The sequence below is a fragment of the Pseudomonas sp. G3-19 genome (assembly GCF_054855875.1).
The window spans coordinates 2,840,264-2,864,229 of the sequence record NZ_JBMPIQ010000003.1 but is presented as its reverse complement, the minus strand read 5'-3'; the positions used below and the strand labels follow the sequence as shown (position 1 = coordinate 2,864,229).

The following is a 23,966-nucleotide window of genomic DNA, read 5'->3' as shown; positions in this document are numbered from 1 at the left end:
GATATCCTGTGGGAGGGGGCTTGCTCCCGAAAGCGGTCTATCAGTTTGCATCAATGCTGAATGACACACCGCATTCGGGAGCAAGCCCCCTCCCACAGGATCGCACTGCAACTCAGGTCAATCAGCGCAACGCATTGAGCGTCGCGTTATGCGGAATACAGCGCTCGAAATTGCAGCTGGCGTATTCGCGCGGCAGTTGTCGCAGTTGCTCGACCCGCCAGGCCGCGGTGCCGTACAGCGCCAGCGTGGCAGCGCAGGTGATGAAAATCGCGAAGTACCTTCTTGTTCTGATGTTCATGGCGTAGACCTCTGAACGCATACCCTGCGGTATTACTTTCAGCATAGGTCAGCGGCATAGAGTTGCCAGCCACGGATTCGGCCTATGTGACATCCCCCTGTGGGAGCGGGCTTGCTCGCGAAGGCGTGGTGTCAGTCGATGACAATCCAGACTGATACACCGCCTTCGCGAGCAAGCCCGCTCCCACAGGGGCATCGGATTTACAGGCCCATATCCCATTCGGGATTTTCCGGGAATCGTTCGACGAGAAAATCCAGCATGCTGCGCAGCGCCGCCGGCATATGCTTGCGTGAGGCGTACACCGCGTAGATGTTCATCTGCCGTGGCTCGGCACCCGGCAGCAGGCGCACCAGTTCCCCGGCATGCACATGAACCCCGGCCTGATAGGTCGGCAGCATCGCCACGCCGGCACCGGCCAGGGTGGCACGCAGCAGGGTGCTGGCCTCGTTGGCGCTGATGTTGCCCTGCACCGGCACCGACACGGGCTCGCCGTCCTCCTCGAAATGCCACAGGCTCTTGCCGAAGTAGGAGTGGGTGAGGCAGTTGTGTCGGCTCAGGTCCTCGACCCGTTGCGGTGGCGGGTTGTCGCGCAAATAAGCCGGTGCGGCGCAGACCACCGAGCGGCACACGGTCAGGCGCCGGGCGATCAGGTTCGGATCGAGGTCATTGCTGGTGCGGATCGCCAGATCGATGCGCTCATCCACCAGATTCACCGTGCGGTCGAGCATCTGCAGATCGATGCTGACCCCGGGGTAACGTTTGACGTACGCCGCCATCGCATCGGCCAGTTGCGCCTGGCCGAACGAGGTGCTGACGCTGATACGCAGCAGTCCGCGCGGTGCCTCGTCGGGTTCGCTGACGGCGGCCTGCATGTCGGTCGAGAGTTCGAGCATCTGCCGACAGCGCGGCAGGATTTCGCTGCCGGCGGCAGTCAGGCTCAATTTGCGTGTGGTGCGGTGCATCAGGCGCGCGCCGACCCAGTCTTCCAGCTCCGCCAGATAACGCGACACCACTGGCCGTGACAGGTCCAGATGATCGGCCGCCGCCGACTGGCTGCCCAGATCGACCACTGTGACAAACACCCGCATTGCTTGAAGACGATCCATGATTTGCCCGCTTTCAGAAACAAACTATGTCCAAGCATCGCATTTTTTGTACCGAGTCAGGCAACTAAGCTCTGTCCCATCGCCAAACACGGCATTCGGACCACGGAGCAACAGATGATCGGCTTCACTACCCTCAAGCGCGTTTTGCTGGCCACCGCCACCCTCGGTTTCGCGACCCACGCCGCTGCCGCCAATCTGACCCTGGATGTCTACAACCCAGGCACCAACGCGATTTTTCCGGTGACCTCGGTGCTGGTCAGCGGCGAGAAAGACGCGATTCTGGTCGATGCGCAATTCGGCAAGGCCCAGGCCGAGCAGGTGGTGGAGAAGATCCGCGCCAGCGGCAAGCACCTGACCACCATTTACATCAGCCACGGTGACCCGGATTACTACTTCGGCCTCGACACCCTGACCCAGGCCTTCCCCGACGCCGAAGTGCTGGCCTCGCAGCCGACCGTGGACCACATCAACAAAACCGTCGCCGGCAAACTCGCCTTCTGGGGCCCGAAAATGGGCGCCGACGTACCGGCCAAAACCATCGTGCCGGGCGTGCTCAAGGGCGACAGCCTGATGCTCGAAGGGCAGAAGTTGCAGGTGGTCGGTCTTGAAGGCAAACAACCGGATCGCAGCTTCGTGTGGATTCCGTCGCTCAAGGCTGTGGTCGGTGGCGTCGTGGTCGCCGAGAACATTCATGTGTGGATGGCCGATACCCAGACCGCGCAATCCCACGCCGACTGGCTGCAAACCCTGCACTCGATCGAAACCCTGAAGCCGAAAACCGTGGTGCCGGGTCACTACCTGGGCGAGAGCAGCCGCTCTTTGGCCAGCGTGAAATTCACCGCCGACTACATTAAGGCTTTCGATGAAGAAACCGCCAAGGCCAAGGATTCCGCCGCACTGATCAAGGCCATGCAGAAGCGCTACCCGAAACTCGGCGAAGAAAGTTCGCTGGAACTGAGTGCCAAAGTCGCCAAGGGCGAGATGAAGTGGTAACCCGATTGATCTGAAACAGAGGTCGAAAGGACTTTTGTGGCGAGGGAGCTTGCTCCCGCCCGCCTGCGCAGCAGGCGCAAAACCTGCCAATACGTTGTATCTGAAACAGGCGGGGAGTGCTTCGCCCTCCAGCGAGAGCAAGCTCCCTCGCCACAGGGAATACCGCTTCAAGATTAGATTTATGCCGTCGTTGAAACTCTCAAGCCAACTGGAGAATGTCATGAGCAAGATCGCAATCATTGGTGCCACCGGCCGTGCCGGTAGCCAACTGCTGGAAGAAGCCCTGCGTCGCGGGCATAGCGTCACTGCCATCGCCCGCGACACCTCGAAGATCGGCTCGCGTGCCGGTGTGGTCAGCAAGAATGTCGATGTGCTGGATTCGGCGGCGCTGCAAGCCGCAGTCGCCGGTCACGACGTGGTGATCAGCGCCGCGCACTTCGCCACGGTATCGGCCAGCGCTCTGGTCGGCCCGGTGAAGCAGGCGGGCGTGAAGCGTCTGCTGGTGGTCGGCGGTGCCGGTTCGCTGTTGCTGCCGGACGACACCCGAGTGATCGACAGCGCCGGTTTCCCCGCTGAGTACAAAACCGAGGCCAGTGCTGGCGCGGCGTTTCTTGATGCCTTGCGTCAGGAGAAGGATCTGGACTGGACTTTCCTCTCGCCATCGGCAGAGTTCGTCGAAGGTGAGCGCACCGGTACCTTCCGCGTTGGCAAGGACCATTTGCTGTTCAGTGCTGAAGGTCGCAGCTGGATCACCTTCGCCGATTACGCGATTGCGCTGATTGACGAAGTGGAAACGCCGAAGCATTCGCGTCAGCGGTTTACCGTCGGGTATTAAGCAACGACGCAGACCAAATGTGGGAGCGGGCTTGCTCGCGAAGGCGGTGTGTCAGCGACATTTGAAGTGATTGACACACTGCATTCGCGAGCAAGCCCGCTCCCACAGGAGGGATCTGTGTACTTCAGCGGGTATGCGCCTGCTCCACCAGCCAGATCATCAATTCCTCCAACTGCGGCGACGCTTCCCCACCCTGCGGCATCACCACGTAGTAGCCCAGCCCCGTCTTCACCTTCAGATCAAACGGCATCACCAGCCGTCCGGCGCGCAGGTCATCGCCGATCAGCGACCAGTCGCCAATCGCCACCCCCGTCCCATGCGACGCCATCGACATCGCCTGATCCAGCGTCTCGAAATGCTGCCCCATGTTGACGTTGCTCAATTGCAATTCGGCGGCGGTCAGCCACACCGTCCAGTCCTGGGTGTCGCGGGTCGGATGCAGCAGCAGATGCTGTTGCAGGTCGGCCAGTTCGCTCAGCGCCGGTGGGCCTTTCAATAATGCTGGCGAGCAGACCGGTGTCAGTTGCTCATCGAACAGATGCAGCGCGGTCGAGGAGTTGTCCGGCGGCGTGCCGTAGATCACCGCCGCATCGAATTGCTCGCGCTGAAAGTCGACGCCATGGGCCAGCGTGGTGGTCAGTTTGACCGGCACGTCCGGGCGTTCCTTTTGCCATTGCAGCAGGCGCGGCACCAGCCAGCGCATCACGCAGCTGGGCGCCTTGAGTTGCAGGGTTTGCCGCTTGCGCCCGATCTGCTCGGTGGCCTCGCTGATCAGGCCGAAGATCTTTTCCACCCGTGGCAGCCATTCGCGTCCTTCGGCGGTCAGTTCCAGGCCTCGGGCCAGACGGATGAACAACTCATACCCCAGATGAGCTTCCAGCCCGGCAATCTGCCGGCTCACCGCGCCCTGAGTGATGTGCAACTGCTCGGCCGCCCGGGTGAAGTTGCAGCACTGCGCAGTAATCAGAAACGTGTGCAGGGCGGGCAGGGGAGGCAGTCGTTTCATGTGGATCCAAGGTATGACGTGAGGACATGGCTAGTATGACTTTTAATCGATTGTTGTCGCTACCTGCCGCCCGTTCAATGAACCCATTCCACGGACTCTTGTGGGAGCGGGCTTGCTCGCGAATGCGGTGTGTCATCCCCATTGATGTTGGCTGACACACCGCCTTCGCGAGCAAGCCCGCTCTCACCAGGAGCTCGGTGTCTCAAACGAACAAGAAGGGCAATCGACATGGCGACGTGTGGCGAAGTACTGGTCAAGTTACTCGAGGATTACGGGGTCGAGCAGGTGTTCGGCATTCCCGGGGTGCACACCGTGGAACTGTATCGCGGGCTGGCCCGTTCGAGCATCAACCACGTCACTCCACGGCACGAGCAGGGCGCCGGTTTCATGGCTGACGGCTATGCGCGCACCAGCGGCAAACCGGGTGTGTGCTTCATCATTACCGGCCCGGGCATGACCAACATCACCACCGCGCTGGGCCAGGCCTACGCCGACTCGATCCCGATGCTGGTGATCTCCAGCGTGCAGACCCGCAGCCAGTTGGGTGGCGGTCGCGGCAAGCTCCACGAGTTGCCGAACCAGAGCGCGCTGGTCGGCGGCGTCGCGGCGTTCTCCCACACCCTGATGTCGGCGGCGGAATTGCCCGGCGTGCTGGCCCGTGCTTTCGCACTGTTTCAGGCCGGGCGTCCGCGTCCGGTGCACATCGAGATTCCGCTGGATGTTTTGGTAGAAGAGGCTGATGAGCTGCTCGCCAGCGTTCCGGTGCACATCGACCGCGCCGGGGCTGCACCGGCTGCAGTACGGCGCATGACTGAGTTGCTGGCCGGCGCTCGGCGTCCGCTGATTCTCGCCGGTGGCGGCGCCATCGATGCCGCCGCCGAACTGACTGAGCTGGCCGAGCTGCTCGACGCCCCGGTGGCGCTGACCATCAACGCCAAAGGCATGTTGCCCTCCAGCCATCCGCTGCTGATCGGCTCGACGCAAAGCCTGGTCGCCACTCGCGCACTGGTCGCCGATGCCGACGTGGTGCTGGCGATCGGCACTGAACTGGCCGAAACCGATTACGACGTGACCTTCGCCGGCGGCTTTGAAATCCCCGGCAAGTTGCTGCGCATCGACATCGACGCCGATCAGACCGTGCGCAACTATCCGCCGCACGTGGCCTTGGTCGCCGACTCGCGCAACGCCGCACAAGCGCTGCTCGGCGCACTGTCGCAGCAGGCGCTGGCCGAGCGGCGTAACGATTGGGGCCAGGTGCGGGCAGCGCGTCTGCGCGATGAACTGGCCGCGACCTGGGATGCGCCAACCCTGGCCCAGACCCGTTTTCTGGAAACCGTGCTGCACGAATTGCCGGACGCAGTGTTCGTTGGCGACTCCACGCAACCGGTGTACACCGGCAACCTCACGTTCAACCCGGAACGTCCACGGCGCTGGTTCAACTCGTCCACCGGTTACGGCACCCTCGGTTACGCCCTGCCGGCGGCGATTGGCGCGTGGCTCGGTGGCGGCATTGAGGACGGCGCTCGTCCGCCAGTGGTGTGCCTGATCGGCGACGGCGGCTTGCAGTTCACCCTGCCGGAACTGGCCAGCGCGGTTGAAGCGCGTACGCCGGTGATCATCCTGCTGTGGAATAACCAGGGTTACGAAGAGATCAAAAAATACATGGTCAACCGCGCCATCGAACCGGTCGGCGTCGATATCTACACCCCGGATTTCATCGGCGTGGCCAAGGCCCTGGGCTGCGCCGCCGAGGCGATCAGCTCGGTCGAACAATTGCGCGGCGCGCTGCGTGCTGCCACCGATCGTCAGGGCCCGACCCTGATCGAAATCGACCAGACCCAGTGGATGCAGGCGGTGGCCCAATGATCAATTTCCCAACCACACTCGATGGCCTGTACATCAACGGTCAATGGTCGGCCGGACGTGAGCATCTGCGGGTGATCAACCCGGCCACCGAAGCGCTGCTGACCACGGTCAATGGCGGCGATGAACGCGCGGTTGATCTGGCCGTCAGCGCCGCCACTGAAGCGTTCAAGCGCTGGTCGAAAACCACTGGCGCCGAGCGTGGCGCGATTCTGCGCAACATCGCCAACGGCGTGCGCAACGGTCGTGACCACTTGATGAAGTTGCAGTCGAGCAACAACGGCAAACCGCAATTCGAAGCGGCGATCGATGTCGATGATGTGATCGCCACGTTCGAGTATTACGCCGAATTGGCCGAAGGCCTCGACGCACAACTCGACAGCAACGTGGCGCTGCCCAGCGATGACTTCAGCGCGCGTCTGCGTCGTGAACCGTGCGGTGTGGTCGGGCTGATCGTGCCGTGGAATTTCCCGATGGTCACCACCGCGTGGAAACTTGCGCCTGCCTTGGCCGCCGGTTGCTGCGTGGTGCTCAAACCGTCGGAAGTCACGCCGCTGCCGGAGCTGGAACTGGCGGCGATCATTGCCGAGTCCGGCTTGCCCGACGGTGTGTTCAACCTGGTTTGCGGCACCGGTCTGGCGGTCGGTGCACCGCTGTCGGCGGACCCGCGCATCGCCAAGATCTCTTTCACAGGCAGCAACGCCGTCGGCGTGCAGGTGATGCAGCGCGCCGCCGAAACGGTGAAGGGCGTGAGCCTGGAACTGGGCGGCAAATCTTCGCTGTTGGTGCTTGAAGATGCCGATTTGGAACTGGCGGTGGAACTGGCCTGCGGCGGCGGTTTCTTCAACGCCGGGCAGATGTGCTCGGCCACCAGCCGGGTGCTGGTCGCCGATGAGCTGGCCGATGAGTTTCTTGAGCGTCTGCAAAAGCGCGCACAAGCGATTCGCGTGGCCGATCCGTTCGACCCGGACGTGGAGATGGCCGCGCTGGTCAATCAGGCGCAATACCAGCGCGTGCTCGGCCACATCGACCGCGGTTTGAGTGCCGGGGCGAAGCTGGTGTGCGGCGGCAATCGTCCGGCGCATCTGCCGCGCGGCTATTTTTTGCAGCCGACGGTGTTCACCGATGTGCCCCTCGACAGTGCGTTGTGGTGTGAAGAGATTTTCGGCCCGGTGCTCTGCGTGCGCAGTTTCAGCAGCGAAGCCGAGGCGATTGCCCTGGCCAACGACAGCCAGTTCGGGCTGGTCGCCAGTGTGGTGACGCGTAACGCCGAGACTGCCGACCGCGTCGCCAACGCCCTGCAGGCGGGGCTTGTATGGCTCAACGCGCCGCAAGTGATCTTCCCGCAGACGGCGTGGGGCGGCTACAAGCAGAGCAGCATCGGCCGTGAATTGGGGCCGTGGGGCCTGGCCGCGTTTCAGGAAATCAAACACGTGATCCGGGCGCTTTGAACGCCCGAAAAAAGGTGAGCGCATGCCTCGCAACGAGGCATGCGTCGGTGTCATGGCTTCGATGAGTTTTTATCGATAGTCAGGTGTATTGCACGACCTCAGGATGAACCCGTCGGCAGCGCTGCAGGCCTTTTAATACAAGGCCTGCAGCGGATCCGGCCGCGCGGATGCAACGGTTGCGACCAACCTCATACTTAAAAGAACAAAGGGAGTCCGTCATGGGCGAGCACGATCTGAACAGGCGTCAATTCATTAAAACCGTGGGCGTCGCCTCGGTAGCGGCGGCGGCCCTGAGCATGCCCTTCATCCGGGCCAGCGCCAGCGCCAGCGACACGCGGTTCGCCGGCAAGACCCTGCGCTTGCTGACCTGGTCGGATGACACCGGCCTCGCCGCACTGCGCAACATCGCCGCCACCTTCGAGGCCAAGACCGGCGCCAAGGTCATCGCCGACCGCACCGGCAGCACCTCGGAAATGGTCGCCAAACTCAAGGCCGGCGGTGATCGTCCGCAGTACGACATCATCACCCTGGCCGGGGTCGGCGCCGAAGGTCTGGCCGCCGCCGGGCTGCTGGAAAAACCCGACCTGAACCGGATTCCCAACCTGATCGATGTACCGGAAAAATACCGCACCGGCGCCAACGGGCACGGCATCGGTTACCTGCTGTGGTGCAACAGTCTGGTCTACAGCACTCGCACCCTCAAACAGGCACCGGACAGTTATGCCGCGCTGTGGGATGCCGATCTGGCGCCGAACATTTTCCTGCCGCCGCCGAACTGGACCGAGGCGATGGACCTGATCATCATCGCCGCGAAACTGGCCGGCGGTGACGAACACAACATCGAACCGGGCTTCAAGAAACTCGCCGAGCTGAAGGAGCGTGTGGTCACCCTCGGCGAGAATCCGAACCAGATCGCCGAACTGTTCCGCACCGGGTCGTTGGACATGGGTGGGCTGTACGCCCCGGCATTTTTCCCCAAGCAGATCCGCGATCCGAACTACGGCCTCGGTGCCACGTTCGGCATGAAGGAAGGTTTCTACACTGACCTGATGCTCTCGGTGATGCCGAAGAACCGTCCGGGCGACACCGACCTGGCCTACGCCTTCATCGACCACTCTCTCGACCCGCTGGTGCAGGGCAAAATGGCCGAAGACATCTTCAACGGCCCGGTCAACGCCAAGGCGATCATCTCCGCCGAAGCGCGCAAGAGCCCGTACATCCTCACGCCGGAGCAGATTGCCGAGAAGGCGATCATGCACGACAACGCCTTCCTCGCGACCGTGCATGACCAATGGATTCGTCGCTATACGGAAATTTTTTCTTCCTGACGCCGGCCTCCCGAACACCACGGGCCCCCTGTGGGAGCGAGTCCTGTGGTGAGGGGATTTATCCCCGATGGGCAGCGTAGCTGCCCCAAGATCAGCAAATACGGTGCATCAAATGTACCGCGCACGATGGTTTTGCGACTGCTTCGCAGCCGGTCGGGGATAAATCCCCTCACCACAAAAAATGACTCTCACAGGAGATTGAGGTGTTTGCGAGATTAGCTTTCCATTGACGAGATCATTGCTATGGAACATCAATCCCTGACCCAACCGGTTGGCGCCGCTGACGTGCGCCCGGCGCGCGGTATTTCACCGACCGCCCGGGCGTGGTTTTTCCTCACGCCGTCGATGCTGTTTCTCGGTGTGCTGATCGCGGCCAGCCTGCTGGTGCTGCGCATGAGCGTCGGCACTAAAGGCGCGGAATGGAGCGGGTTCAGCCTCGCCAGCTACGCGCAATTGCTCGAACCCTACTATCTGAAATCCCTGCTGCTGACCCTGCGTCTGGCGCTGATCAGTGCAGTGATCGCGGTGCTGCTGGCGATCCCGGTGGCGTACACCATGTCACGGCTGACCTCGCCGTTCGTGCGGCGGATTTTTCTCGCGGCGGTGCTGTTGCCGCTGCTGGTCAACCTCCTGCTGCAAAGCTACGGCTGGCTGGTGATTCTCGGCCCGGGCGGGATGCTCAACCAGACACTGATGGGCCTGGGCCTGATCAAGCGCCCGATCATGCTGCTGTACAACCAGAACGGCGTGCTGATGGGCCTCGTGCAGACCGCGTTCCCATTGGCCGTGCTGCCGATTGCCAGCGCCATGCGCGGTGTCGCCCGTACTTACGAAGAGGCCGCCGCAACCCTGGGTGCCAGCCGTTTTCAGGTGTTTCGTCAGGTGGTGTTGCCGATGAGTCTGCCGGGGATCATCACCGGGGCGACGCTGGTGTTCGCCTACAACGCCAGCAGTTTTGTCGTGCCGTTGCTGCTCGGTGGCCGCCGTGTGCCGATGCTTGCGGTGATGGTGCACGACCAGATCGCGCCGCTGATGAACTGGCCTGCCGCGTCCGCTGCCGGGGTGGTGCTGATCGTCACTACGCTGGCGATCATGACCCTGTCCGAATACATCACCGGCCGTCGTCGGCGTCTGCTGGAGGCTTCGCAATGAGTACCCTGACCAACAAGCGCATGGCGCTGCTGCCTGGCGACACCGGCAAGTTCGCCGGGATCCTCTCCGGGTTCATTCTGCTGCTGGCGGTGTTGCCGATCCTGACCATGATCGTCATGTCGTTCAGCGGTGCGTCGAACCTCGACTTCCCGCCGAGCAGCTACAGCCTGCAGTGGTACAAGGCGGCCTGGCACACCTTCGTCTCGCCAGACGCCAGCGACGTGCTGAGCCTCGGTCAGGCCATGGCTACCAGCCTGCTGGTGTCGTGCCTGACCATGGTTTTCGCCACGCTGATCGCGGTGCCCGCCGCCTATGCGCTGACCCGTTGCGAGTTCCGTGGCAAAGCCGTGGCGCTGCAACTGATGTCGTTGCCGCTGGTGTTTCCGATGGTGGTGTTGGGACTGGCGTTGCTGCTGGTGTTCGACAGCCTGCCGTTTCACCTGACCACCTCGCGGCTGGTGATTGCCCACGTGATTCTGGCGCTGCCGTTCGTGGTGAAAAACTGCACCGCCGCGATGCTCTCCATCGGCAGCGAAGTCGAAGAGGCGGCGCGGATGCTCGGCGCTTCACCGCTGCGGGCGATTGTCGACGTGGTGGTGCCGTTGATGAAGTCGGGGATTCTGGCGGGGATGCTGCTGGCGTTCATCGTCTCGTTCAACGAATTCACCGTGACCTATTTCCTCTACACCATCGACGTCATGACCGTGCCGATCTGGATGTACAGCCGCACCGTGTCATCGCTCGACCCTACCGTGTTCTCGTTTGCCGTGCTGATCGTGCTGATCGACTTCGTCCTGATCTGGGCGCTGGAGAAGCTGGTGGGCGAGGGCGGCGTTTCCTTTTGATTTGAGGTGCAACATGACTGGTCTGATTCTGGAAAACGTCGAGAAATTCTACGGCTCGGCTTGCGCGGTACAGGACGTCAATCTGCATTTGCCGGAAGGCCAACTGGTGTGTTTTCTCGGCCCGTCGGGCTGCGGCAAAACCACCTTGCTGCGGATGATCGCCGGGCTGGAAACCCTGACCGGCGGCGAGATTCGCCTCGACGGCGAGAACATCGGCCACACCCCGGCGCACCTGCGCAACTTCGGCATGGTGTTCCAGTCGCTGGCGCTGTTCCCGCACATGACCGTCGGCGAGAACATCGCCTACCCGCTGAAACTGCGCGGCGTGAGCAAGGCCGAGCAGCAGGCGCGGGTGGTGGAATTGCTAGAGTTGATTCAGCTGCAAGCAATGATCGACCGGCCGGTGGCGAAACTCTCCGGCGGGCAACGGCAGCGGGTGGCGATTGCCCGGGCCATCGCCTCGCGGCCGAAAATTCTTTTGCTCGACGAACCGTTGTCGGCGCTGGACGCCAAGCTGCGCGAGTCGATGCAGGTGGAAATCCGCCAGTTGCAGCAGCGTTTGAACATCACCACGATCATGGTCACCCACGATCAGCGCGAAGCCATGACCATGGCCGACATCGTCGTGGTGCTGGGCGAGCACAAGGTGCAGCAGGTGGGCACACCGATCGAAATCTATCGGCATCCGGCCAACGAGTTCGTTGCCGACTTCATCGGTTCGGGCAACATTTTTCCGGCCACGGCGCTGGGTGACGGCAAGGTCAGTTTGCCGGGCGGTGATGCGCTGCAAGTGCCGATCTGCAGCAGCATCGAAGTGGGGCAGAAGGTGAAGATGCTGATTCGTCCGGAGGATCTGCAACTGTCCGCGCCACAAGCCACGGCGGGTAATCGCTTGCTCGGCAAGGTGACGTTCGTGCGCGATATCGGCGCGACCATCGAGACCACGGTGGAGTGTTCCGGGGTGACGTTCACCGCGTTGAGTACGCCGTGTCAGGGGATCGGTTTGGGGATCGGGCATCCGGTGTCGGTGACGTTGCCGAGCGAGGCGTGTCGGGTGTTGGGGGCTTGATCAGGATTTGATGGTGATCTTGCCGATGCCATCGCGAGCAGGCTCACTCCTACAGGGGAACGCATTCCAACTGTAGGAGTGAGCCTGCTCGCGATAGGGCCATAAGCCTCACCGCAGATGCCGGATCAGACCGACTGCCGCAACCGCGCCAGATCCCTTAACGGCGGTGCACCAAACAAGCGGCTGTACTCGCGGCTGAACTGCGACGGGCTTTCGTAACCCACGCGATAGCCCGCCGCCGACGCTTCCAGCCCTTCGGCCAGCATCAGGCGCCGCGCTTCCTGCAGGCGCAATTGCTTCTGATACTGCAACGGACTCATCGCGGTCATCGCCTTGAAACGGTGATGCAGGGTCGAAACGCTGAGGTTGACTTCTTTCGCCAGATCATCGATGCGCAGCGGCTGTTCGAAGTTGCCGTTGAGCCATTTGATCGCCTGGCTGATGCGGTGGCTCTGGCTGTTGGCAATCGCGATTTCATACAAGCGATGGCCCTGCGGACTGCGCAGCAGGCGATAAAGAATCTCCCGGCGAATCAGCGGCGCGAGCATGGCGATGTCTTTCGGCGCATCCAGCAGTCGCGCCAGACGCAACACCGCGTCGAGCATCGCGCTGTCGATCTTTTCCACATACAGGCCGCGCCCGGTCGGTCGGGTCGGCACGCCCATCGGCCCAGCGTCGGCGATCAGTGCAGTGATTTCCGCGGGGTCGATGTCCAGGCGCACGGCGAGAATCGGATCCTCCGGCGAGACATTCACCACCCGTCCGCTGAGCGGCATGGAGACCGAGACCACCAGGTAATTCAGCGGGTCGTAATTGAAATACTCATCGGCCAGGCGCACCTCTTTGCGGCCCTGAGCCATGATGCACAGCGCCGGTTGCGCGAGCACTGGGGCGAAGTCATGGGACTGGGTATGGCGCGACATGAACAGCGAGCCGATGGCGGTCTGATAACTGCCGTCGTCCGTGGTATTGCGGCGGATGATCGCCGCGAGTTCTGCACGCTGTTTTTCCATGTCGGCATCGGGCGGAGACTGGAAACGATCGAATGACGTCATGCACGGCATCCTCGGCAAGGAATCTGGAATGGGGCAGAGCATATGTTTGTGCAAGCGTCAGCGGTAGACACATCCTGTCAAATGCTTGCCTGATTCTGCATTGCATTGCCGGCGTGCCCAGTCATAGCAGGATGCAGGGCGGAAAACTTGCTTGAAACGCCGTATGACAGTGGTGTGACGCTGTTTTGCAGGTTGTTACGAGCTTTGTGTGCAGTCTCGCAGGATTGTGCAACGCAGCGGCAGGAATCGACTAACGGCACCTTGCGCCCGGCCCTTAACCTTTGATCCTGTCGCAGCCCGTCCCCCGGCTGCCACGCGACTCCCTGGGAGGGTTGAACATGTCCAAGCAGATTCCCGTCAGTCATATGGCCTTCGTTCGAGCGCGCGCCGGACGCTCCGCCGAACTGGGTGTACGCCTCAGTGCCTTGATCGAACCGTCACGCAACGCCCCCGGTTGCCTGAACTTCGCCTTGCAGCATTCGCAATGCGATCCGGACCTGTGGCTGGTCTCCGGTTTCTGGAGCCATCAACAGGCAATGACCGCGTATTTCAACAGCCCGTCGATGCAGATCTTTGCCGAGTTGGTTCAGGATCTGGTGGTCAACAGCCTGGATTTCCACACCTTCAAAGAGGTGTCGGCGGCGCAGGCGCTCGGACAATGCCCGGCACCGATACACAAACTCGCCGGTTGAGGGTTTAATGTCCGGCTTATTCATCTGAGCCAGGATGTGTGCCATGGCACGTAAAGAGTTTGAACACTTCGAAGCAGTCTCCGCAGTCGTCCCCGTCGAGTTGGGCGGCAACAAGGGTTACCACGCGGCAATCGCGGTCAAGGCCCTGGTCGATGGCGGTGCGCCACGCTTCCACAAACTGCTGGGTGATCAGGTTTTCCCCGGCGCCATCGCTGCCGATGACGCGGCGACCCAGGAGCTGGACCGCCTAAAGGGTGTCACCGATGACGCCGAGTTGATCTGGTAACTGCGCTTACTTGCCCGCACCCGGGCGCCACATCTTGAACAGGGCTTCAGGCCCCAACTGGAAATAGTCCGCCGGCCCGCCGCCGCGCAGAATGGGTTCTGCCGCGGCGGTGTCGTAGATCCCGTCCTTCAACAGCCATTTGGCGATATGCACGGCGACCACTTCGCCGAGAATCAGCCAGCTCGGCACGGTTTCGCCATCGGCGCGCTGCAACTGGATGATCTGCGTGACCTTGCACTCGAAGGACACCGGGCTTTCGGCTACCCGTGGCACCGCAATCACCTTCGACGCCACGGGCGTCAGCCCCGCCAGTTCAAACTCGTTGACCTCAGGCGCGACCATCGCGCAGCTCTTGTTCATCTGCTCGGCCAGCGGCCGGGTGGCGAGGTTCCAGGCGAACTCGCCGGTCTGCTCGATGTTGTTCAGGCTGTCTTTACGCCCGATGCTGGAAAAACCAATGATCGGCGGAATGTAGTTGAACGCATTGAAGAAGCTGTAGGGCGCCAGATTCAGCTGGCCGTGGGCATCCTGCGAAGAAATCCAGCCGATGGGGCGCGGGCCGACGATGGCGTTGAACGGATCGTGGGGCAAGCCGTGGCCGTTGGCGGGTTCGTAGAAGTGGATGTCATCGGACATGGCTGGAGGTTCCTGGAGGGCGTTTGTAGAAGGCAATAGTGCAAGTCTGAAACAGCATTTTCCAGTCACACAAAGATATTCCAGTGATGCAATCCCCTTTGTGGCAGCGGGGTTGCTCGCGAATGCAATCTTTCAGTTGCCACAGTGGTTGACTGACCCGGCGCTTTCGCGAGCAAGCCCGCTCCCACAGGGGATATTTGCCATGCCCCAGAAATGACTAAGCCCGGCCGAAGCCGGGCTGTGCGCTTTACAACTGCAATCAGCTGATCGAAGCGGATTGGGTGCGGTCGTAGCCGTCAGCGGCGAAGGCAGCCGAACCGGTGCGGTCGTAGCCGTCTTCAGCAAAGGTCGCCGAACCGGTGCGGTCGTAGCCATCCTCGGCGACAGTTGCCGAGCCAGTGCGGTCGTAACCATCGGCAGCGACGGCCGAGCCAGTGCGGTCATAACCATCGGCAGCGACAGCCGAGCCAGTGCGGTCGTAACCATCGGCAGCGACGGCCGAGCCAGTGCGGTCGTAACCATCGGCAGCGACGGCCGAGCCAGTGCGATCAAAACCGTCGGCAGCAAAGGTGTTGGCGGCCATTACGGACAAGGCGAAAGCGAGGATCAGTTTGGTTTTCATGTGAGTGACTCCAGATTCGTTGGCGGGTGTGTCTTGCATGGGTTTAATGCTACGCCAACTAAATTGATAAAAAAGCGCAAATAAATGCTAAAAACAATCGATTAACTTGATATTAAGGGCGACGCATTGAATGGGCTTCCACTGTCGGGAGCTAACGCCGCGCGGGTCATCGATCAGGTAGTGGCAGGATGCCGGGGCAGCATTAATGGGGGATTAATCGCTGTTTTTCGCGATATGACGGATTTTTCATCTGTTGCCGACCGGTTTTTCACCGGTGCGACGCCAGTCTGCCCACGGCCAGAAAACCAAGAACCGGCCGTCCCACACTGGAGCTTTGCTTGCGATGAACAAACTGCCTCAAATCACCCTGGCGTTCTGGGTCATGAAAATCTGCGCGACGACCCTGGGGGAAACCGCGGGGGACTTGCTGTCGATGACCCTCAACGTCGGGTACGCCCTCAGCTCGCTGATCCTGATCAGCGTGTTCGTGCTGATGCTGATCAGCCAACTGATGGCCAAGACCTACAAGCCGCTGCTGTACTGGATCGTGATTCTGTCGACCAGCACCGCCGGCACCACCATGTCCGACTTCATGGATCGTACCCTTGAACTGGGCTACGCCACCGGGTCGATGATCCTGATTGCGATTCTGCTGGCGATCTTCACCGCCTGGCGCCTGAGCGGCGATTCTCTGAACGTCAGCAAGGTGCAGACTTTCCGCGGCGAGATGTTCTACTGGATGGCGATTCTGTTTTCCAACACCCTGGGCACGGCGCTCGGTGACTACCTGGCCGATGATTCGGGCCTGGGTTTTGCCGGTGGCGCGCTGCTGATCGGCTCGACCATTGCCGTGGTCGTGGCACTCAAATACTTCACGAAGATTTCGTCGGTGCTGTTGTTCTGGGTGGCGTTCGTGCTGACCCGGCCGTTCGGTGCGACCCTGGGCGACCTGATGACCAAGTCCCATGAAAAGGGCGGCCTGGACTTCGGCACCATCGGCTCGTCGGCGGTGCTGGCGGGGATTCTGCTGGTGATGATTGTCGGCGCGTCGTATGCGCAGAAGCGTTATGGCAAGCCAACGGTAGTTGCTGAATTGTCCTGATACCGAGTCGCCCCAATCGCGAGCAGGCTCACTCCTACAAAGGGCGGCGTACACCAATCAATGTAGGAGTGAGCCTGCTCGCGATGAGGCCATAACAGCCACCATCACAATGGCTGAACTGACTCATTCCTCAGTCAGTCACGATCCGCGAGTGTTTCTGCGTGTCTTTCATGGTGATGTACACCAGCAGCGACACCGCGATGCACGCGGTCACGTACCAGTAGTAACCGGTTTCCATGCCGATGCTCTTGAACCACAGCGCGATGTATTCGGCGGTACCACCGAAGATCGACACGGTCAGTGCGTACGGCAGACCGACGCCCAGCGCGCGGATTTCGGTCGGGAACAGTTCGGCTTTCACCACGGCGTTGATCGAGGTGTAGCCGCTGACGATGATCAGTGCCGCCATGATCAGGAAGAACGCGCCCCACCAGGTCTGGATGGTGTGCAGGGTCATCAGGATCGGCACGGTGAAGATCGTCCCGAGTACGCCGAAGGCGATCAGGATCGGGCGCCGACCGATTTTATCCGACAGGCCACCGATGATCGGTTGCAGGCACATGAACAGGAACAGCGTGGCGGCAGAAATGGTGGTCGAGTCGGAGATGCTCATGCCGACGGTATTCACCAGGTATTTCTGCATGTAGGTGGTGTAGGTGTAGAACGCCAGCGTACCGCCCATGGTCAGGCCGACCACGGTCAGCAGTTCTTTCGGGTGGCGCATCAAGGTGCGCATCGCGCTTTCCTTGGACTTCTCTTTCTTGGTGAACGACTCGGTCTCTTCCATGCCGCGACGCAGGTACAGCGCGACGATCGCGCACAGTGCGCCGATGGCGAACGGAATACGCCAGCCCCACGCGTACAGCTGTTCAGTGGTCAGCATGTTCTGCAGCACGATCAGCACGCCCAGCGCGATGAGCTGGCCGGAGATCAGGGTCACGTACTGGAAGCTGGAGAAGAAGCCGCGACGTTCCTTGGTCGCCATCTCTGACAGGTAGGTGGCCGAGGTGCCGTACTCGCCGCCGACTGACAGGCCTTGCAGCAAGCGCGCGAAGACCAGCAGGATCGGCGCGCCGATGCCGATGGTTTCGTAGTTCGGGCTGAGAGCGATCAGCAAGGAGCCGAAGCACATCAGGTAGACCGAGGCCATCAGGGCTTTCTTGCGACCGACCTTGTCGGCGTACAGGCCCATCAGCCAGCCACCGATCGGACGCATCAGGAAGCCCACGGCGAAGATCGCGGCGGTGTTCATCAGTTGCGCGGTGGTGGAACCGGCGGGGAAGAAGGTCTTGGCGAAGTACAGCGAGAAAGCGGCGTAGACGTACCAGTCGTACCACTCGACCATGTTGCCGACCGAGCCGCTGAAGATCGATTTGATCCGGCTGGCGGTGGTTCTTTCTTTGGCGGGCGCGGCAGCCGACCCAAGGGGCAGGGCGTTGGAGTTATCCATTGAAGGATCCTTCGTTTAATTGTTTTTGTGGAGCGCGTTGGAACGCAGCCTGTCTGGGCTATAGCAGGAGCTGTGCCAACGGGGGGAGGGCCGGTTTAGAGGGGGCGGCAGGATTTTATGAGCGGAAATCCGCTTATGGCTGGATTGTGGTGAGCGGAAAATTGCTCATTCAGGCGGATGGATAAATGTTGCCTTTGCGGGCCTCTTCGCGGGCAAGCCCGCTCCCACAGTGGTCGGTGGTGTTCACACATTTTGTGTTCAGCACAAAACCCTGTGGGAGCGTGGCTTGCTCGCGAAGAGGCCCGATCAAACACTGCAAAACTCAGCTGCCCGGAACAAACATCTCCCGGCTCAACCCATGCCGCTGCAGCTTTTCATTGAAGGTCCGGCGCGGCAGTTGCAACTCTTCCAGCACCGCTTTCACATCGCCCTTGTGCCGGGTCAGCGCCGCGCGCAGGCATTGCGCTTCAAAGGCTTCCTGCTGAGCGGCGAGGGACTGGCCCGGATCGATGCCCTGCACCGGCTCATCCAGCCCCAGCACCTGGCGCTCGGCCACATTCGCCAGTTCACGCACGTTGCCCGGCCAGTCGTGGCTGAGCAGGTGACTCAATTGCGCCCCGCTCAACGGCGGGAAAGTGCGGCCCAGACGCTGGGCGGCGCTGAAGGCGAACGATTCGAACAGCAGCGGAATGTCTTCGCGGCGATCGCGCAGCGGCGGAAGGCGCAGCTCGGCGACGTTCAGGCGATACGCCAGGTCTTCGCGAAAACGTCCGGCCCGGGCCTCGTCCAGCAGATCAGGCTTGGTCGCGGCGACGATCCGCAGATCGACGCGAATGCTCTGGTTCGAGCCCAGGCGTTCCAGCTTCTGCTCCTGCAACACCCGCAGCAGCTTCACTTGCTGAGCCAGCGGCATGCTTTCGATCTCATCGAGAAACAGCGTGCCGCCGTCGGCGTATTCCAGCTTGCCGATGCGCTTGCCGGACGCGCCGGTGAACGCGCCACTTTCATGGCCGAACAACTCGGCTTCGAACAACTGCTCGGGGATCGCCGCGCAGTTCAGCGCCACGAAGGGCTTGTCCGCGCGCGGGCCGAAATCATGCAGGCAGCGGGCGATCAGTTCCTTGCCGCTGCCGGTTTCACCGCGGATCAACACGTTGACCGGCAGCGCCGCCAGATCCAGCACCTGTCGACGCAAAGTCTGCATGCCACGGGACACGCCGAGCAGCGTTGCATCGAGTCTGGCGCGGTGGTCGGCCTGCTCGTGCAGGGCGCGGTTTTCCAGGACCAGCCGCCGCTTGTCGAGCGCCCGGCGCAGGCTGCCGAGCAGGGTTTCCGGGCTGAACGGTTTTTCGAGGAAGTCGTAGGCGCCGTCACGCATGGCTTCGACCGCCATCGGCACATCGCCGTGACCGGTCAGCAGAATCACCGGCAGATCGGCATCACGTTTCTGCACTTCCGCCAGCAACTGCAGACCACTGAGCCCGGGCATGCGCACATCGCTGAGGATCACCCCGGGAAAGTGCGCCGGCAGCGCGGCGAGGCAATCTTCGGCGCGGCTGAACAGCTGCACCGCGAACCCCGACAGGCTCAGCCATTGCTCGACGGCGCTGCGAATGCTGCTCTCGTCATCGACCACCATCACTGAGTTGAGCATCAGATGTGTGCCTCCAGATCGATCGGCAGGGTCAGGCTGAACACCGCGCCGGCCTCGCCATTTTCAACGCTCAGACGCCCGCCGGATTCATGCACGATGGCAAAGGATACCGCCAGCCCGAGGCCGAGTCCGTCACCCACCGGTTTGGTGGTGAAGAACGGGTCGAACACCTGATTCAGGTGCTGTTCGGCAATCCCGCCGCCATTGTCGATCACGCTCAGGCGCCACAGTTGTTCGTCCACCTCCAGGCGAATTTCCAGGCGCTTGCACGGTTTGCCCTGCATTGCATCGAGGGCATTGCGCAGCAGATTGATCAGCACCTGTTCGAGGCGTATTGCATCACCACGCACCCACGCCGGACGCGTCAGGTGCAGCACCAGACTGACCTGTTCGTCGCGTAGGCGCGCATCGAGCAGTTGCAGCGACTGATCGACCACGGTCGCCAGATCCAGCCGTTCGCGCAGGCCGCTGGGGCTCTTGCGGGCGAAGGTTTTCAGATGGCCGGTGAGCGATGCCATGCGCGTGAGCATGTCGTCCACCGGTTTGAGCGCCTTGTACGCATCATCGACGCGGCCATGTTCGAGCAGCAGGCGCAGCGTCGCCAGTTGCATCCGTTGCGCGGTCAGCGGTTGATTGATTTCGTGGGCCAGTGCGGCGGACATCTGCCCCAGTGCGGCGAGCTTGGCCGATTGCACCAGACCGTCCTGGGCGGTGCGCAGATCGCGGGTGCGTTCTTCGACCAGTTGTTCGAGTTCCTCGCGATTGCGCTGACGGACTTTCGACAGGCGCCAGCGCTGATTGAGGAACAACAGCAGGAACACCAGCGCCAGCCACACTCCTGCGGCGGCCAGCCCGGCGTTGCGCAAATCTTCGAAAGCCACTTGCGGGCGGCGCAACAAGTGCAGGGTCCAGCCTTCGGCGGCCAGCGGCAGTGATTCCCACAAGTAGTCCGCCGTTCCGTCCGGGCCTTCGACCCGACGCAGATCGCTGTTGTCGTCGAAGTGGCGCAGCGACAAATGCGTCAGCGGGATCAGCGATTGTTTGTCGTACTGCCGCGTGCGCTTGATCTCGGCCATGTCGCGGCTGTCCAGTGGCCGCAACGAGCGATAGCGCCAGCCGGGCTGGTTGGCGATGAAGATGATCCCGCGTGCATCGCTGACCAGCAGCGTGTCGCTGCCCTGGCTCCATTCGCGCTCAAGCTCGGGAAACTCCAGCTTGACCACCATCGCGCCGAGGAACTCGGCATTGTCGCCGAGCACCGCGCTGGAAAGAAAATAACCGGGAATGCCGCTGGTCACGCCCACCGCATAAAAGCGTCCGCTGCCCTGCGTGCGGGTCTGGCTGAAGTACGGCCGGAATCCGTAGTTGTGGCCGACGTAACTGCTCGGCAGGCGCCAGTTGCTGGCGGCCACCGCGAGGCCAGTGTGATCGAGCAGTTCAAGGGTCGAGGACTGCGCCGCGCCGTTGATCTGCTCCAGCTTCAGATTCAGCGCGTTTTGTTGTTCAGCACCCACCGGCCCGGCCAGCGCGCTGCGCAATTGCGGGTCCAGCGCCAGCACGGCGGGCAGGGCGCGATAGCGGTCGATCAGGGTGTGCAACGAGTTGGCATACAGCGCCAATTGCTGGCTGGCGCGGGTGGCGTCTTCCTCCAGCGCCTGACGTTCGGCGTGGCGGATGGCAAGGGTCGCAGCGATGGCCGCGCCGGCAATGATCAGCAGGGTGTACAACGACAAACGCAGGGTACGGGAAGTCGGCAGCATGCTGGGCTAATGGATAGAGGGACGGGCGGGCACGATAGCATGCGCCGAAGTGGCTCGGCGCACTGTTCGGACGGCCTTTGACGTCACACGTACGTTTCGCCGGCAGAGACCCGCTGGATGTATTTCGTCCGCGGCTTGGGGATGGGTTTAAGCCTTGAATTCTCAGTGACTTTGCTCTGCAGTTGTTGCAGGCGATTGTTCACGTCTGCGCCGATGTCGGGGGCGTCATCCATGACCGCTTGTGCCGTCTCCAGCACCTTGCTGATGGCGTCGAACGGGTCGAGTCCGCTTCTTATGAGTTTGATGACCTCGCGTTGTTTGTCAAGGGCAAGGGTCTCCAACTGGTTGTGGAACAGCGCCAGTGTCCGCTTGTGATATGCGTTGAGGATATTGGTCATGTTTTTGATGCTTTCCACCACCTCCGTGCCGCCATTGAGCACATCAGTGGTGCCATCAACCACGCGGGTGACGGTATCACCGAGGGTTTGCAGGCCATTCTTGAGTTCCTGGGTGCGCAGCGTTTGCGCGAGTTTCAAGCCTTTCTTGAAAAAGTAATAGCGCAGCAACGGGAAAACGACCATGCCCGCCAGCGTCCCCACACCACTGCCGATGGCATTGCCAACTCCTGGTAGCGCCGTGCCTATAAGTCCACCGATGGCGAGCCCTTTCCCCGCACCGTAAAGAGCCGATTTGATGCCCTGGCGGGACTTGAGAAATTTGCCGAACGTCATGGTTTTGCGCAGATCTTCGATGTCTGCGCCTTCGGGGATCAAATCGTCGAACTCGCGACTCAGGTTGTGTAATTGATCGGCCGCTGTTTCGGCTTTGTCGAGCAGGCCGACCGCTCGTTTGGCCAGATCGAAAATAACCTTGTAGGTGCCCGTCCGGTCGACATGGATCGCCGGGTTGTTGCCGACAAAAGCGTACAGGTTCAGTCCGTCCACGTCCCGGGCCGGATCAGCACTGATCCAGCGTTGCAGCCATGGCGCGTAATACCGCGCGCCGTAGTAGTACAAACCGCTGGCATCCATTTCCTTGCCCGAGTAACGGATCGTTTTGTAATCCGCTTCCACGGCTGAGCGGGCTGCCCACCAGGCCGTGCCGCCGAAGGCGTAATAATGCTCCAGGCTGATCACGCCGGCGTGGCGGTCCAGTTCCAGCGAGCAGGATCCGAGGTGATCGTCGAGGCTGAAGCGCAGTTGATCGGCTTCGATATCCGCCGGTTGACCGCTGAGCCAATGCAGGCAACGGGCGCCGGGCAGCACGATGACATGCAGTTGCTGGCCGTCGCTGCGGCTGTGGATTTCCAGACCTGGCAGGTAACGTACCTCGCGGCGATCGGTGATCGACGGCGTATGCCTCCGCGTGCATTTGTAAACGCGCTGACCCTGGCTGTAGCGATAGATTTCATCGTCGTCGGGCAGGCCGTTGCTGTGTTGCAGCAGGGTGACGCGGGCCAGTTGATCGTAGCTGTCCCACTCCAGTGGCAGGCCGCCGTGCTGCAGTTTCAGCTGGTTGCCGTGGCGGTCAAAGTAGTCGCCGAACACCGGTTCGGGGTCAGCGGGTTGGCAGCGCAGCCCCCGATTGCTGTCAGGGGCGATTTTCATCTGTTGCGTGAAGTTGTGGCCTTTGCGCACATGCACCAGTTCAACGAGGTTATTTCCCGCGTCGTAGTGATACTGCTCGCTGTAGTTGAAGCGCCGCCCTGGGTCGATGGGTTCGATCGGTTGCGGCAAACCTGGCGACTGTTGCGGGATCTGGCCTTCGAAGCCGCGACTTTCGCTCAGCCGATAGAGCGAGTCGTAGACAAAATGACGATCACCATCGACGCGTTGATTGGCGAAATACACCGTGGCCAGGGTGCGATCCTCGATACGCACGACATTGCCGACCGGGTCATAGGTGTAGTGCAAGTCCTGCAGCGGTTTTTCCTGATCCTTGCAGGCCAGCTGATTCAGCAGGCGACCGTCAGCGGGATCGTACACGCGGCGGCTGCGCACACCATTGCCGGCTCGTTGTTCGAGCAGATGGCCGGAGGCGTTGTACGTGGCAGCGTCGACCACCGGTTGTGCCGCGTCAGCCCCGGCTATCCACAGCGATACCTGATGTAACTGGCCGGCGACATCGTAGCTCGAGCGTTGCCGGTGACCACCGGCGTCGGTGACTTGCACCACATTGCCGTGCGCGTCGAAATCCGTACGAGTGATGAAAGCCGCCGTCTCGCCAGACAGCGTACGGGTTTCACTCACTGCCTTGCCCTGCAGGCTGTAGCCGTCGACCACCTCCGTGGCGCCCGGGTCGGCGCTTTCGCTCAGTTCACCGCGCAGGTTATGCCCGGGGTCGGCATTGTGGTCGGCATAGAGATAACGCTCGACATCGACTTGCGCATTTTCAGTGACCGCGATCAACCGCATCATCGGATCGTAGCGATTGCGCCATTGCTTGCCGCGTTGGTCGTGGCGTTGCAACACCTCACCGGCCAGACCGGGCAGGTTTACGCGCCAGCCGGAATCGACGCTGTCGATTTTCAGTGGGTCGCCGTCCAGACGGTAAGCCGTGGTCAGGCAGGGCACGGGGAGGCGCGGGTCCCATTGTTCGATCAGGCGGCCGTTGGAGTCGTGGCGTTGACGGTTGATCTGGCATTCGACTTCGGCGCCCACCACCGCCCGCAAATAAGCCACGTTTCTGACCGGCAGCCCTCTGGGATCGTGAGCCGACAGAGCAGGAGTACGCCAATGCACTGAAGGATTCATGCCCGCACTT

At 61.7% G+C, this 23,966-nt stretch carries 21 protein-coding genes; 11 read left to right on the top strand and 10 right to left on the bottom strand.

Going from position 1 to position 23,966, the window contains the following annotated elements; genetic code table 11:
- Positions 1–121: 121 nt before the first annotated feature.
- Both ACOYXI_RS13150 and ACOYXI_RS13145 read right to left on the bottom strand, forming a co-directional pair.
- The gene (locus ACOYXI_RS13150) at positions 122–298 is read right to left on the bottom strand and encodes a hypothetical protein (protein WP_007964044.1); all 177 of its coding nucleotides are present in this window, start codon (positions 296–298) and stop codon (positions 122–124) included.
- Positions 299–498: 200 nt separating this feature from the next.
- Entirely contained in the window at positions 499–1,404 is a 906-nt protein-coding gene (locus tag ACOYXI_RS13145) for a LysR family transcriptional regulator (RefSeq protein WP_209318218.1), read from the bottom strand.
- Between the two features lie 114 nt (positions 1,405–1,518).
- Here ACOYXI_RS13145 and ACOYXI_RS13140 point away from each other — a divergent pair, with 114 nt between their 5' ends.
- Together ACOYXI_RS13140 and ACOYXI_RS13135 are read left to right on the top strand one after the other, a co-directional pair.
- Complete coding sequence (locus tag ACOYXI_RS13140) at positions 1,519–2,397, top strand: MBL fold metallo-hydrolase (protein ID WP_461674934.1); 879 nt, start codon at positions 1,519–1,521, stop codon at positions 2,395–2,397.
- Between the two features lie 220 nt (positions 2,398–2,617).
- Positions 2,618–3,232: an NAD(P)-dependent oxidoreductase gene (locus ACOYXI_RS13135; RefSeq protein WP_210558451.1), complete on the top strand. Its 615-nt coding sequence runs from the start codon at positions 2,618–2,620 to the stop codon at positions 3,230–3,232.
- Between the two features lie 124 nt (positions 3,233–3,356).
- Here ACOYXI_RS13135 and ACOYXI_RS13130 read toward each other — a convergent pair whose 3' ends face one another.
- Positions 3,357–4,238: a LysR substrate-binding domain-containing protein gene (locus tag ACOYXI_RS13130; RefSeq protein ID WP_139054292.1), complete on the bottom strand. Its 882-nt coding sequence runs from the start codon at positions 4,236–4,238 to the stop codon at positions 3,357–3,359.
- A 228-nt stretch (positions 4,239–4,466) separates the two neighbouring features.
- On the opposite strand from ACOYXI_RS13130, the gene ACOYXI_RS13125 reads away from it, so the two are divergent.
- The 6 genes from ACOYXI_RS13125 (at position 4,467) to ACOYXI_RS13100 (ending at position 11,946) form a co-directional block, all read left to right on the top strand.
- The gene (locus ACOYXI_RS13125; RefSeq protein WP_461674933.1) at positions 4,467–6,104 is read left to right on the top strand and encodes a 5-guanidino-2-oxopentanoate decarboxylase; all 1,638 of its coding nucleotides are present in this window, start codon (positions 4,467–4,469) and stop codon (positions 6,102–6,104) included.
- The gene (locus ACOYXI_RS13120; protein ID WP_461674932.1) at positions 6,101–7,552 is read left to right on the top strand and encodes an aldehyde dehydrogenase family protein; all 1,452 of its coding nucleotides are present in this window, start codon (positions 6,101–6,103) and stop codon (positions 7,550–7,552) included. Before ACOYXI_RS13125 ends, ACOYXI_RS13120 begins: the two co-directional genes overlap by 4 nt.
- Positions 7,553–7,770: 218 nt before the next feature.
- Positions 7,771–8,880 (top strand): ABC transporter substrate-binding protein, encoded by a 1,110-nt coding sequence (locus tag ACOYXI_RS13115; RefSeq protein WP_461674931.1) that lies wholly within the window; start codon positions 7,771–7,773, stop codon positions 8,878–8,880.
- A 243-nt stretch (positions 8,881–9,123) separates the two neighbouring features.
- Positions 9,124–10,032: an ABC transporter permease gene (locus tag ACOYXI_RS13110; protein ID WP_025111659.1), complete on the top strand. Its 909-nt coding sequence runs from the start codon at positions 9,124–9,126 to the stop codon at positions 10,030–10,032.
- Positions 10,029–10,877, top strand: a complete 849-nt coding sequence (locus ACOYXI_RS13105) for an ABC transporter permease (RefSeq protein WP_096795112.1) — start codon at positions 10,029–10,031, stop codon at positions 10,875–10,877. Before ACOYXI_RS13110 ends, ACOYXI_RS13105 begins: the two co-directional genes overlap by 4 nt.
- Before the next feature lie 13 nt (positions 10,878–10,890).
- Positions 10,891–11,946, top strand: a complete 1,056-nt coding sequence (locus tag ACOYXI_RS13100) for an ABC transporter ATP-binding protein (RefSeq protein WP_135296447.1) — start codon at positions 10,891–10,893, stop codon at positions 11,944–11,946.
- Positions 11,947–12,071: 125 nt separating this feature from the next.
- On the opposite strand, the gene ACOYXI_RS13095 is transcribed toward ACOYXI_RS13100, so the two are convergent.
- A complete protein-coding gene (locus tag ACOYXI_RS13095) occupies positions 12,072–13,001 on the bottom strand; it encodes an AraC family transcriptional regulator (RefSeq protein ID WP_115984310.1) in 930 nt (309 codons plus the stop codon).
- A 338-nt stretch (positions 13,002–13,339) separates the two neighbouring features.
- Here ACOYXI_RS13095 and ACOYXI_RS13090 point away from each other — a divergent pair, with 338 nt between their 5' ends.
- On the top strand, positions 13,340–13,693 hold the full coding sequence (locus ACOYXI_RS13090; RefSeq protein ID WP_095136993.1) for an antibiotic biosynthesis monooxygenase family protein: 354 nt from the start codon (positions 13,340–13,342) through the stop codon (positions 13,691–13,693).
- A gap of 43 nt (positions 13,694–13,736) precedes the next feature.
- Positions 13,737–13,979: a hypothetical protein gene (locus ACOYXI_RS13085; protein WP_103486312.1), complete on the top strand. Its 243-nt coding sequence runs from the start codon at positions 13,737–13,739 to the stop codon at positions 13,977–13,979.
- Positions 13,980–13,985: 6 nt separating this feature from the next.
- Here ACOYXI_RS13085 and ACOYXI_RS13080 read toward each other — a convergent pair whose 3' ends face one another.
- The gene (locus ACOYXI_RS13080; RefSeq protein WP_461674930.1) at positions 13,986–14,615 is read right to left on the bottom strand and encodes a flavin reductase family protein; all 630 of its coding nucleotides are present in this window, start codon (positions 14,613–14,615) and stop codon (positions 13,986–13,988) included.
- A 259-nt stretch (positions 14,616–14,874) separates the two neighbouring features.
- Positions 14,875–15,237, bottom strand: coding sequence for a heme utilization protein (locus ACOYXI_RS13075; RefSeq protein WP_134787203.1), 363 nt, complete (start codon positions 15,235–15,237; stop codon positions 14,875–14,877).
- Positions 15,238–15,580: 343 nt separating this feature from the next.
- Here ACOYXI_RS13075 and ACOYXI_RS13070 point away from each other — a divergent pair, with 343 nt between their 5' ends.
- Positions 15,581–16,339, top strand: a complete 759-nt coding sequence (locus ACOYXI_RS13070) for a COG4705 family protein (protein WP_461674929.1) — start codon at positions 15,581–15,583, stop codon at positions 16,337–16,339.
- Between the two features lie 130 nt (positions 16,340–16,469).
- Here the strand turns inward: ACOYXI_RS13070 and ACOYXI_RS13065 are convergent, their stop codons facing one another.
- The 4 genes from ACOYXI_RS13065 to ACOYXI_RS13050 all read right to left on the bottom strand — a co-directional run bounded on the left by ACOYXI_RS13065 (position 16,470) and on the right by ACOYXI_RS13050 (position 23,956).
- On the bottom strand, positions 16,470–17,789 hold the full coding sequence (locus tag ACOYXI_RS13065) for an MFS transporter (RefSeq protein WP_098965312.1): 1,320 nt from the start codon (positions 17,787–17,789) through the stop codon (positions 16,470–16,472).
- Between the two features lie 322 nt (positions 17,790–18,111).
- Complete coding sequence (locus ACOYXI_RS13060) at positions 18,112–19,443, bottom strand: sigma-54-dependent transcriptional regulator (RefSeq protein ID WP_139054299.1); 1,332 nt, start codon at positions 19,441–19,443, stop codon at positions 18,112–18,114.
- Positions 19,443–21,203 (bottom strand): ATP-binding protein, encoded by a 1,761-nt coding sequence (locus tag ACOYXI_RS13055; protein WP_115984308.1) that lies wholly within the window; start codon positions 21,201–21,203, stop codon positions 19,443–19,445. Before ACOYXI_RS13055 ends, ACOYXI_RS13060 begins: the two co-directional genes overlap by 1 nt.
- 83 nt (positions 21,204–21,286) lie before the next feature.
- Complete coding sequence (locus ACOYXI_RS13050; protein WP_461674928.1) at positions 21,287–23,956, bottom strand: RHS repeat-associated core domain-containing protein; 2,670 nt, start codon at positions 23,954–23,956, stop codon at positions 21,287–21,289.
- Between the last annotated feature and the right edge of the window lie 10 nt (positions 23,957–23,966).